Source organism: uncultured Winogradskyella sp., assembly GCF_947496485.1.
GTDB lineage: Bacteria > Bacteroidota > Bacteroidia > Flavobacteriales > Flavobacteriaceae > Winogradskyella.
Map to the genome: position 1 here is coordinate 139,154 of NZ_CANMCZ010000007.1, position 17,312 is coordinate 156,465.

At 32.5% G+C, this 17,312-nt stretch carries 12 protein-coding genes; 11 read left to right on the top strand and 1 reads right to left on the bottom strand.

All coding sequences use genetic code 11. The features are described 5' to 3' along the window. Window positions 1–3: 3 nt before the first annotated feature. Window positions 4–1,008 carry a beta-ketoacyl-ACP synthase III gene (locus Q0822_RS16930; protein WP_299125976.1) on the bottom strand — a complete coding sequence of 335 codons (1,005 nt, stop codon included), beginning with the start codon at window positions 1,006–1,008 and terminating at the stop codon, window positions 4–6. Between the two features lie 166 nt (window positions 1,009–1,174). Here Q0822_RS16930 and Q0822_RS16935 point away from each other — a divergent pair, with 166 nt between their 5' ends. The 11 genes from Q0822_RS16935 to Q0822_RS16985 all read left to right on the top strand — a co-directional run bounded on the left by Q0822_RS16935 (window position 1,175) and on the right by Q0822_RS16985 (window position 17,311). Continuing rightward, the gene (locus tag Q0822_RS16935) at window positions 1,175–3,619 is read left to right on the top strand and encodes a prolyl oligopeptidase family serine peptidase (RefSeq protein WP_299125978.1); all 2,445 of its coding nucleotides are present in this window, start codon (window positions 1,175–1,177) and stop codon (window positions 3,617–3,619) included. A 140-nt stretch (window positions 3,620–3,759) separates the two neighbouring features. Beyond that, window positions 3,760–5,673, top strand: a complete 1,914-nt coding sequence (htpG, locus tag Q0822_RS16940) for a molecular chaperone HtpG (RefSeq protein WP_299125981.1) — start codon at window positions 3,760–3,762, stop codon at window positions 5,671–5,673. A 106-nt stretch (window positions 5,674–5,779) separates the two neighbouring features. Then, window positions 5,780–7,288, top strand: a complete 1,509-nt coding sequence (locus Q0822_RS16945) for a hypothetical protein (RefSeq protein WP_299125984.1) — start codon at window positions 5,780–5,782, stop codon at window positions 7,286–7,288. Window positions 7,289–7,474: 186 nt separating this feature from the next. After that, window positions 7,475–7,981 carry a hypothetical protein gene (locus tag Q0822_RS16950; protein WP_299125986.1) on the top strand — a complete coding sequence of 169 codons (507 nt, stop codon included), beginning with the start codon at window positions 7,475–7,477 and terminating at the stop codon, window positions 7,979–7,981. Window positions 7,982–8,110: 129 nt separating this feature from the next. After that, entirely contained in the window at window positions 8,111–8,863 is a 753-nt protein-coding gene (locus Q0822_RS16955) for a LytTR family DNA-binding domain-containing protein (RefSeq protein WP_299125989.1), read from the top strand. Between the two features lie 103 nt (window positions 8,864–8,966). Further along, window positions 8,967–10,046, top strand: coding sequence for a serine hydrolase domain-containing protein (locus Q0822_RS16960; RefSeq protein ID WP_299125991.1), 1,080 nt, complete (start codon window positions 8,967–8,969; stop codon window positions 10,044–10,046). Between the two features lie 108 nt (window positions 10,047–10,154). Then, complete coding sequence (locus Q0822_RS16965; RefSeq protein WP_299125993.1) at window positions 10,155–10,889, top strand: hypothetical protein; 735 nt, start codon at window positions 10,155–10,157, stop codon at window positions 10,887–10,889. 161 nt (window positions 10,890–11,050) lie between these two features. Beyond that, window positions 11,051–11,635 carry a Crp/Fnr family transcriptional regulator gene (locus tag Q0822_RS16970; RefSeq protein ID WP_299125996.1) on the top strand — a complete coding sequence of 195 codons (585 nt, stop codon included), beginning with the start codon at window positions 11,051–11,053 and terminating at the stop codon, window positions 11,633–11,635. 177 nt (window positions 11,636–11,812) lie between these two features. Then, window positions 11,813–12,988 (top strand): NAD-dependent epimerase/dehydratase family protein, encoded by a 1,176-nt coding sequence (locus Q0822_RS16975; protein WP_299125999.1) that lies wholly within the window; start codon window positions 11,813–11,815, stop codon window positions 12,986–12,988. 3 nt (window positions 12,989–12,991) lie between these two features. Beyond that, window positions 12,992–13,627: an MOSC domain-containing protein gene (locus Q0822_RS16980; protein WP_299126002.1), complete on the top strand. Its 636-nt coding sequence runs from the start codon at window positions 12,992–12,994 to the stop codon at window positions 13,625–13,627. Window positions 13,628–13,858: 231 nt separating this feature from the next. Next, entirely contained in the window at window positions 13,859–17,311 is a 3,453-nt protein-coding gene (locus tag Q0822_RS16985; protein ID WP_299126006.1) for a pyruvate carboxylase, read from the top strand. The last annotated feature ends 1 nt before the right edge of the window (window position 17,312 follow it).

Sequence of the window (17,312 nt, forward strand, 5' to 3'; positions counted from 1 at the left end):
AAATCACCATTTAATAATACAACTTCCCCAAGTAAAACCACTACCAAAAGCAGCCAAAACTACATTATCACCCTCTTTTATCTTACCTTCTTCCCAAGCTTCAGTTAAGGCTATAACTACAGAAGCGGCAGTAGTGTTACCATACTTCATAATGTTATTAAACACTTGGTCGTCCCTTAAGCTAAATTTCTTCTGTATAAATTGCGCAATCCTTAAATTGGCTTGATGCGGAATTAACATGTCTATATCCTCTCGTTGTAAACCATTTTGAGCTAAACCTTCCATAATAACTTCGCTAAAACGAACGACAGCATTTTTAAATACAAAGGTGCCATCCATATACGGAAAGTATGATAAGTCCTCTTCACCAGCTTCAATAATCTCTGGAACCCAATGTGCAATACTTGGAGACGCTACAATGAGCTTGTCTGCATATTTACCTTCACTGTGCAGGTGCGTTGATAAAATTCCTTTAGAAGTATCTTCCTCCCTACTTAATACTGCTGCTCCTGCTCCATCGCCAAAGATTACTGTGACTCCACGCCCTCTTGTGCTCTTATCTAAACCATTGCTATGATATTCAGCTCCTATAACTAATACGTTTTTGTACATACCAGTTTTAATAAATTGATCGGCTACAGAAACAGCATAGATAAATCCAGAACATTGATTACGTACGTCTAAAGCACCTACAGTTGGCATATCTAACATATCTTGTATTTGTACACCACAACCTGGAAAATAATAATCCGGACTCAAAGTTGCAAATACGATAAAATCGATATCATCTTTTGTTAATCCTGCTCGTTCAATAGCAATCCTGGCAGCCTTAGCTCCCATTACAGCAGACGTATCTTCAGTACCTTCTTTTATCCAACGTCGCTCCTTTATACCAGTACGCTCTTGTATCCACTCGTCATTAGTATCCATCATTTTAGATAGATCATCATTTGTTACTACATTATCTGGCACGTATTTACCTAAGCCTATTATTTTTGAATTGTACATAGTTTATATTTAGTCTTGCTAATTTAAAGTTTAAGGTACAATAAATTTTTATTCCATTTTATATTCGTTATGCACGCATAATAGATTGACCAATTTTAACAACTCTATCACATTTTTAGGCTTCAAATTTTATTACCTTCAAACCACTAATCCAATTTATATCATCATGAAAAACATCATCCAACTATTTGCATTTTTATTGTGCTTAAATGGCTATACACAGCAAAGCCTCACCTATCAGCAACCGTCAGAAGAAATTCTAGAATTGGCAGACGTAGATTTAGCACCAGGTGTTCAAATCGATAGTAAGGGAGAACATATGGTTCTACTCTATCGTAACCAGTATAAATCTATCGCAGAACTTTCAGAAACTGAATTACGATTAGCTGGTTTACGCATCAATCCTGTCACCAATATTGGTAGTAGAACTAATTATTACACCAATCTCAAGGTAAAAAAAATAACAGATAAAGACGCAACCCAAGTTTCTGGTTTACCTGAAGATGCAAGGCTTTCAGGGTTTAGTTGGTCACCAGATGAATCTATGATTGCCTGTCTAAACACCACAATAAAAGGTGTTGAAGTATGGGTATTACATATTGCACAGGCAAAAGCTACTAAACTCACTTCAGCTAATGTAAATGCCAATATGCGAAGTACAATCAATTGGTTTAAGGACAACAAGCATCTTTTAGTAAAAATGTTACCAAGTGATAGAAAACCGCTAATTGATACAGAAACTGCAATACCTACTGGTCCTACAGTATCTGTTAGTGATGGTGAAAAGGCGCAAAACCGAACCTATCAAGATTTATTAAAGACTCCGAATGATGAATTTAATTTTGAACAACTTGCGCGTTCAGAAATTAAAAAAATATCTATAGATGGTAATGTTGAAGACTTTTTAGATGCGGATATGTATCGTGGTATTGATTTTTCACCTGATGGAAAGTATATTATGATCACAACAATAAAGCGTCCTTTTTCTTATTTAGTAACCTATACAAGATTCCCAAGCGAAAGTACCATATATGACGAGAACGGCAATAAAGTTAGAACTGTAAATGAAGTGCCTTTGGACGAAGTAAGACCTAAAGGGTTTATGTCCACTCGTATGGGAAAACGTAATATGAATTGGAGAGGTGATAAACCATCAACCCTTTTTTGGGCAGAAGCGTTAGATAAAGGTGATCCAGAAATAGAAACAGATTATAGAGATGCTGTTTACCAAGTGGAAGCTCCTTTCAACGGTCAACAAACGTTAATTTTAAAAACCAAACAGCGTTTTGGCGGTGTTCAATGGGGAAATGACAATACCGCTGTGGCTTATGATTATTGGTGGAATACCAGAAACACAAAAACCTATTTATTTAATCCATCTACGGGCAAATCTAAAGTTATATCTGATCGAAATTACCAAGACGTATATAGTGATCCTGGAAATTTTGTAAGTGCAAAAAATGATTTAGGTCAATACACGCTAAATATGAATGGTGACAAACTCTATTTAATGGGAGACGGTTATTCTAAAGAAGGCCAATTTCCTTTTATAGATGAATACAATATTAAGACAGATAAAACGAAACGTTTATACCAATCTAAATACACAGACAAACTAGAAAGCCTAAACTATGCGATTGATATGAAAAAAGGAGAAATTCTTGTTCGTATTGAATCACAAAAAGAATATCCGAATTACTACATCAGAAATATTAAAAAGAAAAATGCTTTAAAGGCTATCACTGATTTTGAAAATCCTTTTAAAAGTTTAGAAGCCGTTAACAAACGTGTTATCAATTACAAACGAGATGATGGTTTAGATTTAGATGGTACTCTATACTTGCCTTTAGATTATAAAGAAGGTGAAAAATATCCAATGATTTTATGGGCCTATCCTCGCGAATATAAAGATAAAGCAAGTGCGTCTCAAAGTACGGCTAATCCAAACGAATTTGTATATCCTTATTGGGGCTCACCAATTTATTGGGTAACCAAAGGTTATGTCGTATTAGATGGTGCAGCATTCCCAATTGTTGGTGAAGGCAGTGAAGAACCAAATGACTCATTTAGAACACAACTAGTCGCTAACGGAAAAGCTGCAATTGATGCCGTTGACAACTTAGGGTATATTGATAGAGATAAAGTTGCTGTAGGTGGTCACAGTTATGGAGCATTTATGACAGCAAATTTATTATCTCATTCCAATTTATTTGCAGCAGGTATTGCAAGAAGTGGAGCTTATAATAGAACGTTGACTCCCTTTGGATTCCAAAGTGAAGAACGTAGTTATTGGGAAGCACCAGAAATCTATTACAATATGTCACCTTTTATGCATGCAGATAAGATGAAAACACCGCTACTTTTAATACATGGTGTTGCTGATAATAATTCAGGTACTTATCCATTACAAAGTGAACGTTATTTCAACGCTCTTAAAGGGCTTGGAGCACCTGTAAGATTAGTAATGCTGCCAAAAGAAAGTCATGGCTATAGAGCTAAAGAATCTATTATGCATATGCTTTGGGAACAAGACCAATGGTTAGATAAGCATGTAAAAAATAAAGTCGAAAAAGAAGAACCTATTAAAAATGAAGAAAAGATTAAAAACTAAATAGTTTATGTATATCTAGTTGAAAAGCCATTCTTTAATTAGAATGGCTTTTTTTTATGTCATCTTGTCACAAAACTTGTCTTGGTATTTTATTTGTCTATGAGTAGTTATTAAATTTTATACACAAAAAACTATATATCATGACAAAAGGAAACATTAATGTATCGGTAGAGAATATCTTTCCGTTAATTAAAAAGTTCTTATACAGTGATCACGAAATCTTTTTACGTGAGCTTATTAGTAATGCAACAGATGCAACACTAAAACTAAAACACCTTACCAGTATAGGTGAATCTAAATCTGAATATGGCAATCCGCAGATTGAAGTAAAGATTGATAAAGACCAAAAAAAACTTCATATTATCGATCAAGGTTTGGGAATGACAGCTGATGAAGTTGAAAAATACATCAACCAAATTGCATTTTCTGGAGCTGAAGAATTTTTAGAAAAGTACAAGGATTCTGAAAAAGACTCTGGTATTATCGGTCATTTCGGTTTAGGTTTCTACTCATCATTTATGGTGGCAGATAAGGTAGAAATCATCACCAAATCCCATAAAGATGAACCAGCTGCACATTGGACATGTGATGGAAGCCCAGAATTCACCTTAGAAGAATCTGACAAAAAAGATAGAGGAACAGAAATCATTCTTCATATCTCTGAAAATGAAACGAGCTTTTTAGAAGAATCTAAAATTCGTGAGTTGTTGATGAAATATAATAAGTTTATGCCTATTCCGATTAAATTCGGAACTAAGGAAATAAACGATCCAGAGTTTACTCCAAAAACAACTACTGATGCTGAAGGTAAAGAAACGACTGAACCACACAAGCAAATTACAGTAGATAATATCATTAACAACCCAAATCCGGCTTGGACAAAACAACCAGCTGATTTAAAGGACGAAGATTATAGTAGCTTCTACAGAGAGTTGTATCCAATGCAATTTGAAGAGCCATTATTCAATATTCACCTTAATGTAGATTATCCGTTCAACTTAACAGGAATATTGTATTTCCCTAAGATGACGAATGATTTAAACATTCAGAAAGATAAAATTCAATTGTTCCAAAATCAGGTATTCGTCACTGATAATGTAGAAGGTATTGTGCCTGAATTCTTAACAATGCTTCGTGGTGTTATTGATTCACCAGACATTCCGTTAAATGTATCACGTAGTTACTTACAAGCTGATGGAGCGGTGAAGAAAATTTCATCTTACATTACGCGTAAGGTAGCTGATAAGTTGAAATCGTTATTTAACAATAACAGAGAAGATTTTGAAAAGAAATGGGACGATATTAAAATCGTTATCGAATACGGAATGCTCTCTGAAGAGAAATTTTTCGAAAAGGCAGATGCTTTTGCATTATATCCAACAGTAGATGGAAAATTCTATACGTTTGAAGAATTAACCAACGCTATTAAAGCAAAGCAGACTGACAAAGATGATAAAATGGTCATTCTTTATGCGTCTAACAAAGATGAGCAACATAGCTACATTGAATCTGCAAAAGCCAAAGGCTATGAAGTCTTAATGCTAGACTCACCTATCGTTTCGCATTTAATTCAAAAGTTAGAAACTACAAAAGAGAATATTTCTTTTGCACGTGTAGATGGAGACCACATCGATAACTTAATTAAGAAAGATGAGACCACTATTTCTAAATTAACAGATGAAGAAAAAACAAAGCTAGATGAAGTTTTAAAAGCCGTTGTACCTTCTGAAAAGTTTATGGTACAATTAGAAGCAATGGATAGTGACGCTTCACCATTTATTATTACACAACCAGAGTTTATGCGTCGTATGAAAGAGATGCAGCAAACAGGTGGTGGTGGCGGAATGTTTGGAATGGGCAACATGCCAGAAATGTATAACCTCATCGTCAATACCAATTCTGAATTGGTTGGCGAGATTCTAAACACCAAAACCAAAAAGAAGCAAGAACGTTTAATCAATCAAAGTTTAGATTTAGCACGTTTATCTCAAGGTCTTTTAAAAGGCGAAGAGTTAACTAACTTTATTAAGCGTAGTTATGATATGATTAAGTAATCTCGATTTGTTATGCTGAACTTGATTTCAGCATCTCACATATTAAAAACCACTTTGTTTATTCAAAGTGGTTTTTTTATATTTACTCCAACCAAATTTATTTTCAATGAATTTCAGTCTAAACAAGTTAATGCCATTATACTTAATACTAACTGTTATATTATTTTATTCATGTAGTAAGGATGATTCTTCTCAGAATGAGGATGAAATTGTGGAAGTATTAAACTTACCGCAAGTAATAACTTATGAAGCTTCTGACATAACTCCCGTTTCAGCTCAATTAAGTTTTAAAGTTATAAATCAACAACAATCTGGTGTAGTAGAAGCTGGAATAATAATTGGTTTTGAACCCAATTTAAGCTTAGAAAATAATTCAAACAGCGCTTATTTACCTCTAAATGAGTTAGGTGAGTATTCTATCTCATTAGAGCCTTTACCAGAAGAAAGTTCAGTTATATACATAGTAGGATATGCTATTAATGCAGATGGTGTTGGATACGGAAATGAAGTGATATTAAATACGGATGGAAATAAAACTTATAATGGTAGTATTGAATTGACAACTCAAGAAGAAGTAATTGAATTTGGATCTAATAACTACAATTCAATAACAGGAAGTTTACGTATTGGTGGTTCTGTTTCTGATTTATCACCATTAAATCAATTGTATGAAACTGGTTTGCAAGTTGATATTGTAGAATCAAATCTTACAAATTTTCAAGGACTTGAAAATCTTCGAGTCATAGCAGATTGGGTTGCTCAAGGTTTTAAGATAGAAAATAATAGTTTGTTAGAAAGTTTTGATGGTTTAGATAATCTAAACTTAATTAGAGGAAATTTTTACATTATAAATAATCAAAATTTGCAGAATTTTTATGGACTTAATAGTTTAGAATACGTTAGTGCTGGCGATATGTATATAACGAATAACAACAATCTTGTGAATTTAAACGGACTGAATAGTCTACTGGCAATTGGATTAGATAGATTTTTAGCGATACAAACTAATAATAGTTTAATTGATATCTCTGGGTTAGAAAATTTGCAAACTATTAAAGCCATTTCTATAGATACTAATAATAGTTTAACAAATCTTAACGGACTTCAATCAGTTAATAACTTAGAATCACTCTCACTAAACCAAAACGCTAGCCTTTCAGATATAAATGCTGTTGCAAATACAGAAACCCTTCGTGGACTTATAATTACAGGCAATAACAACTTAATTGACCTTCCAGTTTTTGAAAATCTAACCTCTTTTTCTACGCTCAAAATAAATTTCGGGAGTCCTATTACCAGTTTAAGTGCATTCCAAAATGTTAATAATATGGATCTTTTGGAACTATTTCAGTCTAATTTTACTAGTTTAGAAGGACTAGATTCATTGACACATATAGGGATATTAAGTTTGAATCAGAATGAAAACCTAATTAGTCTAAATGGTCTAGAATCATTAACGTCTGCAGATAATATTGGAATTTATGACAACCCAAATTTAAGTAACTTTTGTTCACTTACTAATCTATTTACGAATGGATTTGTTGAAAATTATGGTGTAGAATTTAACGCCCAAAATCCGACTGGAGAAGATATTATTAATGGTAATTGTAATTAAATAAAAGATTTTGTAAGTTTAGTTCAAGAGCCTTTTAAATAGTGAAGAGTTAACTAACTATATCAAGCCTAGTCATAATATGATTAAGTATTATATTTCTGCTTTCACAGGAACCTCAAAATTAATTGTAAAAACTACTTAAAGAACTAATAAGTTCTTTACTTTTATTGTTAAAAATCTATAACCATGAATATCAATTCGCAGCTTTTTAATAAAATTATATACCTATTACTTATTGGGTTAATGACTTATAATTGTGCTGGTGATATGGAAGCCGTTCCATCAGCACCACCACCAATAAGCCCTGTTGGTGAATATATGGTAATCGAGCAAATGAATTGGATAGTGGGAACTTCTACAATACCTTATCCAGATATAGATTGTGATTTATTAGGTGCTTTTAAGTTTAAATCAAATAATGAGATAGAATTTAAAAATTACAATTTGAATAATGATAATGACTGTGATAATTCTGAAATCATCACTGGAGATTGGATTAGCGGAGGTTCTACTCCTGGCGGATTTTCTGGTGATTTAAGCTTTGATTCTACATTCCAGGGACAGAACATTTATAATGCATCCTATTCAAGCAATGGTAATAGTAATGATGGTCGTCAAAAGTTTAATTTTTATTTTACAATTGTTGTTGATGATCAGGAAATTAGATACGTATTTGACTTTGTGAAATTATAGTTCTTATAATTAATAGTTTTTTTGCATCTCATGAAATACTTAAACCACTTAGAATAGTCTAAGTGGTTTTTTGCTACTTGTTGTTATAAAAATTTTCAACTAACTTCGTTTTTATCAATCAACTCATCAATGTTAAAACTACCACTAAACACATCTTATAAGCATCATACAATTGTAGCTTTAATTATTAGTTTATGGCTGGTCTTCTTCTTGGTTATAATTGCCCCTTTTGACGCTGGTGATCTAAGTTTCGAAGTACGATTATTAATTCTACCTTTCTATGGAGTTATTAGTTTTTTGACTTACATGCTAATAATTCCTTTTCAGAATTTAATCCATCGTTATCTTAAAAAATGGACAATTCTATTAGAAGCTGCTTTTATTATTGTGTTCAATGCATTTCAAATTATAGCATCATACAGCTATTATAAAACTGAAATAATTAATGGCGATTATAATTTCGAAACATTTGTATTGTATGTATATCTTCCTATTGGATTAATTATTTTACCAATAATTCTATTTTTGAGATGGTTTTTGAATAAAAAAATGCCCAATAGAATTCAAAATACCATCATCCTAAAAGGCGATAATAAATTAGATGTTCTAAAAATATTACCTGAAGATTTAATCTGTATTTCTAGTGCAGATAATTATGTCGAAGTGAGCTATCTAATAAATGACAAACTTCAAAAAAAATTGCTTAGAAACACATTAAAAGGTATTCAAAATGATGTGCCAGATTTACTAAAAGTACATCGTTCACATTTAATTAATCCAACCCATTTCAAAGAATGGAATGGTTCTAGTAGTATTATATTAACACAAATGGAAGTCCCAGTTTCTAAAAATTATAGAGCTGCACTATTAGAAGTGATTTAGTCGTCCCTAAAAACTAATAGTTTATCCCAAACGCAATGAATATGGTGATTAGCAAAAGATTCATTTTTACTTTTGAAGTAAATCAATTTTAAATAATTTCATCATGAATAAGACATTTTTAACCACAATCATTTTGGTTTTACACGCCTTTTTTGTCATAGCTCAAGACAGAACTAAAACTTCCAATGCTTTATTAGAATCTATTGTAAAAGACGGTTCTGCAGTTGGAGCATCAGGAAGCTATTCTGTTAATGGGGAAGTCATATGGGGAGCCGCTACGGGTTATGCCGACAAGGATAAAAAGAAAAATTTCACTTTAGACACAGAAGTTAGAATAGCTTCTATTGCAAAACCTATGACAGCTATAGCTGTTATGCAACTGGTTGAAAAGGGTCTATTAGATATCAATTTACCAATTGATACTTATATACCTGAATTTGTACAAAAAGGAAAAACAAAAATTACAACTAAGCATATCTTATCTCATACTTCTGGAATTGGAGCATACAAAAACAAAAAAGAAGGAGAAAATACAATCATTTATACTTCACTTTTAGATGTCTATGACGTTTTTAAGGACCGTAAACTACGTTTTGAACCTGGTACAGAATACTACTACACCAGTTATGGTTATGTTGTTTTAGGTATACTAATCGAAAAAATTTCTAATCTATCTTATGAAACTTATATGCAAAAACACATCTGGGATAAAGCCGAAATGACTAATACAGGAATTGAAAAGCCAGAAGTAAAACGAAAAAACGCTTCATCAATATATCAAAGAGATCGCAAAGGGGAAATTAAAGAATCTAAGACAAACAACCTGACTAATAGAGTTCCGGCTGGTGGATTTTATTCTACAGTAAACGATATTATTAAGTTTGGAAATGCTATAATTAATCATACACTAATAAATGAAGAAACCTATGACTTTATGGTACAGCATCATAGTTTAGAAAAAGTTAATAATGGTTACGGCTTTGGATTCTTTCTCTATGGAGGAAAAGAAAAAGAAAGTAATATTATTGGGCATAGTGGATCGCAAAGAGGCTCATCAACACAATTTTTTGTAATACCAAGCCTTAAAACAGTAATTATAGTAATGGCTAATACATCTGGTGCTAGCAGAGAAGTTTCTACAGTTTCAGGAAAATTGATAGATATTTCTCAACGTAAAGACTGAGATGATATATTTGTATTACTAAACTTAATTCAACACCCTAGATATTTAAAACCACTTTGTTTATTCAAAGTGGTTTTTTTATTAACTTTAGATCAAAATCATTAGATAATGAAACCACATCACAAGAAAATACTTTTAACTATACTTATTATTGGATTTCTATTTTATATCGACCCTGTCTATGCAGGTCCTGGAGGCACTATTGCTAAAGGACTTTTTAAAACATGGTGGGGAAAGCTAATTTTGTTTGCTCTCTTTATTGTATTCTTTCCATTAATTGTTTATACCTATACAGTAGAATTTTTTGCAATAAGAAAAACAAAAAAACAACTTAACCAAGTAGGACTTAAAAACAGGGATTTTTCTTGGTTAAATCTTGAAAAAAATGTCTCTAATATTTTCACAAGAGTCTATGAAGCGTGGGATAAGGAAAACATGAATGAAGTCTCTGACTATGTAAATCATTGGTATTGGCAAAATCAACAACAAGTACACATAGACCGTTGGAAGCGCGAGAATTTGAAGAATATTTGCAAATTGGATAAAATAAAAAGTATAAAACCTGTTTATACAGAAATAACTAGTGATGATAATTTTGAAGGATCAAAAATAGCATTTGTTATTAGTGCAAATATTAAGGATTATCTAATTGATCGTGACACACGCAGAATAGTAGAAGGTAAGAATGTCTTCGGTGATGAAGAACATATTTGGATTATGGAATACACTGAAGGCAAGTGGCTACTTGATGATATAAGAGAAGGAAAGTTAAGTTTAGCTTTTGCAAAAATGAAAAATATTATACCAGAACTAAGACTTAGTCAATCATCTAAGCCTGTTTAAAATAATTAGTCATTTACTTTATAATAAACCACTTTACGAAAACAAAGTGGTTTTTTCTTATATAATAAAACCGATAAACTGATATTAATTTACAGTAACGAATTTAACAAAGTGAACTAATAGGTTTTATATATCTTTCTGTAACCAAACTAAAGTTTAAAGTGCCTAACACCAACTCGACTGCCATAGAAATATTTAAAGATCTAAATTTTTCGAAAGATGAAATTAAGATTATTAGTTCTGTTTTAAAAAGAGCTGAGTACAAAAAAGGAAAACAACTTCTTCAAGCTAATGAAGCTGGAGATATACAATACTACGTTTATGAAGGTTGTTTAAGATTGTATCACATAGATGCAAACGGTAAAGACCGTACAATACAATTTGCTATAAAAGATTGGTGGATATGTGATTGTACTGCATTCTTTACTGATACAAAAGCAACTATGAATATTGAGGTTATTAGTGATGCTATTGTCTATGAACTTTCAAAAAAAGATAGAGATTTTCTGTATGAAAAAAGCCCTAAAATTGAATCTTTTTTTAGAAAAAAACTTGAAAGAGCATTCGCATCATTTCAAACCCGAATGCTTGGCAACATATCTCTTCCTGCAAAAGAACGTTATATAAATTTTATAAATACCTACCCTAATATAGAAAAGAGTATAAAAAATTATCACATTGCATCATATTTAGGTATTACTACAGAAAGCCTAAGCAGGATTAGAAAAGAACTATCTAATTCTTAACTATTTTTATTTATTATCATACATCAATTTTTATTAGACTTTATACTCATATGTTTGCATTGTACAAACCCTAACTATTGTACTAACCAAATAGACTGACGGTTAATAGCTGAAAAGCGCAAGTTGAATAAACTTGCGCTTTTTTTTATACCTTTAAAATTATAAAGACTTTAAAAGATGAAGAAGCCACAGACTAGACGAGAATTTATAATAAAAAGTACATTAGCAAGTTTTGCAATTCCAATATTAGGCAGTGGCTTAATTAGCTGTAAGTCTGAACCTAAGGAAGAAACTAAAGATTCAGAAACAACTTTAAAAAAACTAAATATCCTAATTCTTGGTGGTACTAGTTTTTTAGGACCTCATCAAATAGCATATGCTTTATCACGTGGTCATTCAGTCTCAACCTTTACTCGTGGAAAAACAAAACCATCAGTCTATTCTGAGCTATTCGACCAAGTAGAACAACTTATTGGTGATAGAGAAGATAATCTTAAGGCTCTAGAAAATAGAAAATGGGATGTAGTAATTGATAATTCTGGCCGAAATGTTGAATGGACCAAAGCTACTGCCAATTTGCTAAAAGATAATGTTGGTATGTACATGTATACTTCATCAACAGGAGTATATTATCCCTATTTAACAGATAATATTAAAGAAGACACCAAACTAGTTTTAGAAATGCCAGAAGGTCTTACAGAAAATGAAAAATACGAGCAAGAGTATGGTGTAATGAAAGCCAATTCTGAGCTTGAAGCTATCAAGGCATTTGGTAAAGAGCGCACAATTGTCATTAGGCCAACCTACATGATTGGTCCAGCAGACAAAACGGATCGTTTTATACATTGGCCAATTCGTCTAGCAATTGGTGATGAGATTCTAGTACCAGGTAAAAAAGAAGATCCTGTACAATATGTAGATGTAAGAGATATTGCCGAGTGGTTTATTAGACTAGCAGAGAACAAGCAACATGGCACTTATAATGGTGTTGGTCCTAAAACAGCGCAAACCATGCAGCAATTTGTAAAAGAAGCTGCAAAAGCGTTTGATGTTCAATCGTCATTTGTAATGGTAGATGATTATGATTTTTTAGTTAAAAACAATTTATACTATTCAGTACCTTGGATTATGGGAGGTGAAAAAAATTATGGTTCAGCTAGAATTTCAAACTCAAAATCTATTGAAGCTGGATTAACTTTTAGGCCATTAACACAGAGTGTGAAAGACACGTATGATTGGTGGAATTCTGATGCAATTACCAAAGAACATCGGCAAAAGTATGAAGATAATCCAAATACATTGTTATCAAAAGAAAAAGAGATGCTTGAAAATTGGAAAGCCATAAAGTCTTAGTCTGTGAAAATCATTTCTACCAACATTGCGCAACCTACACTATTCATATGGAATGGAAAAGAAGTTACAACTGGTATTTATAAGAAACCAACTGATGTTCCAATCTATTTAGGTAAACAAGAAGTAAGAGGTGATGAAGTTTCAGATAGAAAGGTTCATGGAGGTGAATTTAAAGCATGCTATTTATTCTCAGCAAATCAATATCAGTATTGGCAGAATTTATATCCAAATTTAGAATGGAATTTCGGCATGCTAGGCGAAAACTTAACAGTTCAAGATTTAGATGAAAGACAACTTTTTGTAGGTGATATTTATAAATTGGGTAGTGCATTAGTGCAGATAACACAACCTAGAGAACCTTGTTTTAAATTTGCTCATAAATTTGGGACAGAGGCTGTATTGCAACAATTTATTCAACATGGGTATTCTGGTACCTATATTAAAGTTTTAGAAGAAGGTGAAGTAAAAACTGGAGACGATTTTGAGTTAATTGAACGCAAAAAAGAAAGCATATCTATTTTTCAATTATTTGAATTACTCTATGCCAAAAATAAAAACCAAACCCACATTGATTTATTGCTTAATAACGATGCTTTACCCCAAATTTTAAAAAAACGTTTAACGTTTTTTGCTCGCTAAACTATTCAAAATCAATTTTTTGCATGCTCATCGGATTTTATTGACCAAAGAATCCGATTATAGTTTTTATTATACCACACACCTATTTTCTAAGTACTTAAAAGCTAATCATTAATAAATTATGTATTTTAACGAAAACGTTGTAGTAGATTTTTATAAATTGACAAAATTGAACAAAAATTACTAGAATCATACACTTATTTATATTAATACCAACTTATCCTACAAAGCATGAAAATCAAAAAAATATTAGTAGCTAATAGAAGTGAAATTGCTATCCGTGTCTTAAGAGCCTGTGCAGAATTAAACATAAATACAGTTGCAATTTATACTTATGAAGATCGCTATTCTCAACATAGAAATAAAGCGGATGAGTCTTACCAAATTGGTGAAGATAATGACCCTTTAAAGCCCTACTTAAATATTGAAGAAATAGTAGCCTTAGCTAAAGACAAAAATGTAGATGCTATACATCCAGGCTATGGTTTTTTATCTGAAAACTCAGAATTTGCCAGACGATGCGCAGAAAACGATATCATTTTTATTGGTCCAGACCCAGAAGTTATGGACGCTTTAGGAGATAAAATCATGGCTAAAAAAATCGCTGTTAAATGTAAAGTACCCATTATTGAAAGCAATAAAAAAAGCCTAACGTCGCTAAAAATTGCCGTTTCTGAAGCAAATACCATTGGTTATCCATTAATGCTAAAAGCTGCTTCGGGAGGTGGTGGACGAGGTATGCGAGTGATTAGAAACAATAAAGATTTAGAACAAAATTTTGATTCGGCAAGAAATGAAGCCTTAAACGCTTTTGGTGACGACACAATGTTTTTAGAAAAGTATGTAGAAAACCCAAAGCATATTGAAATACAAATTGTAGCAGATAGACATGGTAATATTCGTCATTTATTTGAGCGCGATTGCTCTGTACAGCGTCGACATCAAAAAGTAGTTGAAGTCGCACCATCTTTTAATGTATCGCAAAAGGTAAAAAATGCCTTGTACAAGTATGCGATAAATATCACCTCAGAGGTTAAATATAATAATATTGGTACAGTAGAATTCTTGGTAGACCAAAAAGACAATATCTATTTTATAGAAGTCAACCCCAGAATTCAAGTTGAGCATACCGTTACAGAAATGGTTACTGGTATCGATCTGGTAAAAACACAAATTTTCATTGCTGGTGGATACAAATTATCTGACAAACAAATAAAAATTTATGAGCAAAAGTCCTTGCAAACTTATGGATTTGCGCTTCAATGTAGATTAACTACTGAAGATCCTGAAAATAACTTTACACCAGATTACGGAAACATAACCACCTATAGAAGTGCATCAGGAATGGGAATTCGTTTAGATGCCGGAAGTATTTACCAAGGTTATAATGTGAGTCCATTTTTTGATTCTATGTTAGTAAAAGTTTCCGCTCATGGCAGAACACTAGATGGAGCCGTTAGAAAGATGGCTCGTGCTCTAAAAGAATTTAGAATTAGAGGTGTAAAAACTAATATCCATTTTCTTCAAAATGTCATTCATCATGATACGTTTAGGGATGGAAAAGTTACTGTAAACTTTATTCAGAATACACCAGAATTATTCGAAATTAAATTACCGCAAGACCGAACGTCTAAAGCTGTTAAATTTTTAGCTGAAGTTACCGTTAATGGAAACTCAGATGTCAAATACATAGATAGGAGTAAAGTATTTACAAGCGCCAAAGTTCCTAAATATAAGCGTACAGATGCGTTTCCTAAAGGCACTAAAGATTTATTGACCAAACTTGGTCCAGAAGCTTTTTGCAAATGGCTTAAAGACGACAAAAAAATACATTACACGGATACCACGATGAGAGATGCTCATCAATCGCTTTTAGCAACACGTATGAGAACTTTCGATATGTTAAAAGTAGCAGAGAGTTTTGCAAAAAATCATCCTAACACTTTTAGTATGGAAGTTTGGGGAGGTGCGACCTTTGATGTTTGCTTACGTTTTTTGCATGAAAGTCCATGGACACGTCTAAGAGAATTACGAAAAGCTGTGCCAAATATTCTATTTCAAATGCTATTGCGAGGCTCTAATGGTGTTGGTTACAAGGCGTATCCCGATAATTTAATTGAAAAATTTGTAGAAAAGTCTTGGGAGAATGGTGTCGATATTTTTAGAATTTTTGATTCACTCAATTGGGTAAAAGCTATGGAACCAAGCATTAACTATGTCAGAGAAAAAACTGGCGGAATTGCTGAAGCTGCCATCAGTTATACTGGAGATATTTTAGACCCAAAGCAAACAAAATACAACCTAAAATATTACACACAATTAGCCAAGGATTTAGAAAATGCTGGCGCTCACATGGTCGCTATAAAAGATATGGCAGGTTTACTTAAGCCTTACGCTGCAACACAACTCGTTTCCGCAATAAAAGATACAGTTAACATTCCTATTCATTTGCATACACACGACACCTCATCTTTACAAACCGCAACATATCTAAAAGCTATTGAAGCGGGAGTAGATGTAGTCGATGTTGCTCTAGGAGGTTTATCGGGTTTAACATCACAACCTAATTTTAACGCGGTTGTAGAAATGATGAAACGGCAAGAGCGTGCTCATAATTTTGATATGAATACTTTAAATCAATTTTCAAATTTCTGGGAAGATACACGTGAAATGTACTATCCATTTGAATCGGGTTTAAAAGCAGGAACAGCAGAAGTTTTTCAACATGAAATTCCTGGAGGTCAATATTCAAATTTACGACCTCAAGCAAATGCCCTAGGCTTAGGAGACCGGTTTGATGATGTAAAGAGAATGTACGCAAAAGTCAACACAATGTTTGGTAACTTAATAAAAGTAACACCCAGTTCTAAGGTCGTTGGTGATATGGCCATTTTTATGGTGACCAACAACTTAACACCAGATGATGTGATGGAACGTGGCGATGGAATTTCGTTTCCAGAATCTGTTATTAATTTCTTTAAAGGAGATTTAGGACAACCTGTTGGTGGGTTTCCAAAGAAGCTTCAAAAAATTATTCTCAAAAACAAAGAAGCATATACAGAACGCCCAAATGCACATTTAAAACCTGTAGATTTTACTAAAGAGTATGCCACTTTCAAGAAAAAGTTCCAACAAGGCTTTACAAGACCAATTGAAATGGAAGACTTTTTATCTTATATGTTATACCCTAAAGTATTTGAAAAAGCTCATGAAAATTACAAGCTATATGGAAATGTAGCGCTCATACCGACTAAAGATTTCTTTTATGGTATGAAGCTTCAAGAAGAAACGCTTGTTACCTTAGAACCTGGTAAAACCATAATTATAAAATTGCTTTCAATTGGTATTCCTAATGATGAAGGCGTTAGAACAGTATTTTTTAAAGTGAATGGAGAAAACCGATTTGTTGAAGTTTTTGATACATCATTAAATATTACTAAAGTAGAAAACGCAAAAATTAATCAAGAAGATACTAACCAAATTGGTGCTCCATTACAAGGTTCTTTGTACAAAGTTTTAGTTAAGAAAGGAGCAACGGTAAAGGAAAATGATCCTTTATTTGTTATTGAAGCCATGAAAATGGAAACCACTGTCACGGCTCACAAATCTGGAAAAATTAAATCTGTAGCTTTAGATGAAGGTAGTATGGTAAAACAAGATGATCTTATTGTTACCTTTGAATAAG

What these genes read in the sequence shown, in the direction of transcription:
- Q0822_RS16945 (WP_299125984.1), top strand. Translation starts at nt 5,780, where the DNA reads ATGAATTTCAGTCTAAACAAGTTAATGCCATTATACTTAATACTAACT.
- Q0822_RS16960 (WP_299125991.1), top strand. Translation starts at nt 8,967, where the DNA reads ATGAATAAGACATTTTTAACCACAATCATTTTGGTTTTACACGCCTTT.
- Q0822_RS16985 (WP_299126006.1), top strand. Translation starts at nt 13,859, where the DNA reads ATGAAAATCAAAAAAATATTAGTAGCTAATAGAAGTGAAATTGCTATC.
- Q0822_RS16955 (WP_299125989.1), top strand. Translation starts at nt 8,111, where the DNA reads ATGTTAAAACTACCACTAAACACATCTTATAAGCATCATACAATTGTA.
- Q0822_RS16935 (WP_299125978.1), top strand. Translation starts at nt 1,175, where the DNA reads ATGAAAAACATCATCCAACTATTTGCATTTTTATTGTGCTTAAATGGC.
- Q0822_RS16950 (WP_299125986.1), top strand. Translation starts at nt 7,475, where the DNA reads ATGAATATCAATTCGCAGCTTTTTAATAAAATTATATACCTATTACTT.
- Q0822_RS16975 (WP_299125999.1), top strand. Translation starts at nt 11,813, where the DNA reads ATGAAGAAGCCACAGACTAGACGAGAATTTATAATAAAAAGTACATTA.
- htpG (WP_299125981.1), top strand. Translation starts at nt 3,760, where the DNA reads ATGACAAAAGGAAACATTAATGTATCGGTAGAGAATATCTTTCCGTTA.
- Q0822_RS16930 (WP_299125976.1), bottom strand. Translation starts at nt 1,008, where the DNA reads ATGTACAATTCAAAAATAATAGGCTTAGGTAAATACGTGCCAGATAAT.
- Q0822_RS16965 (WP_299125993.1), top strand. Translation starts at nt 10,155, where the DNA reads ATGAAACCACATCACAAGAAAATACTTTTAACTATACTTATTATTGGA.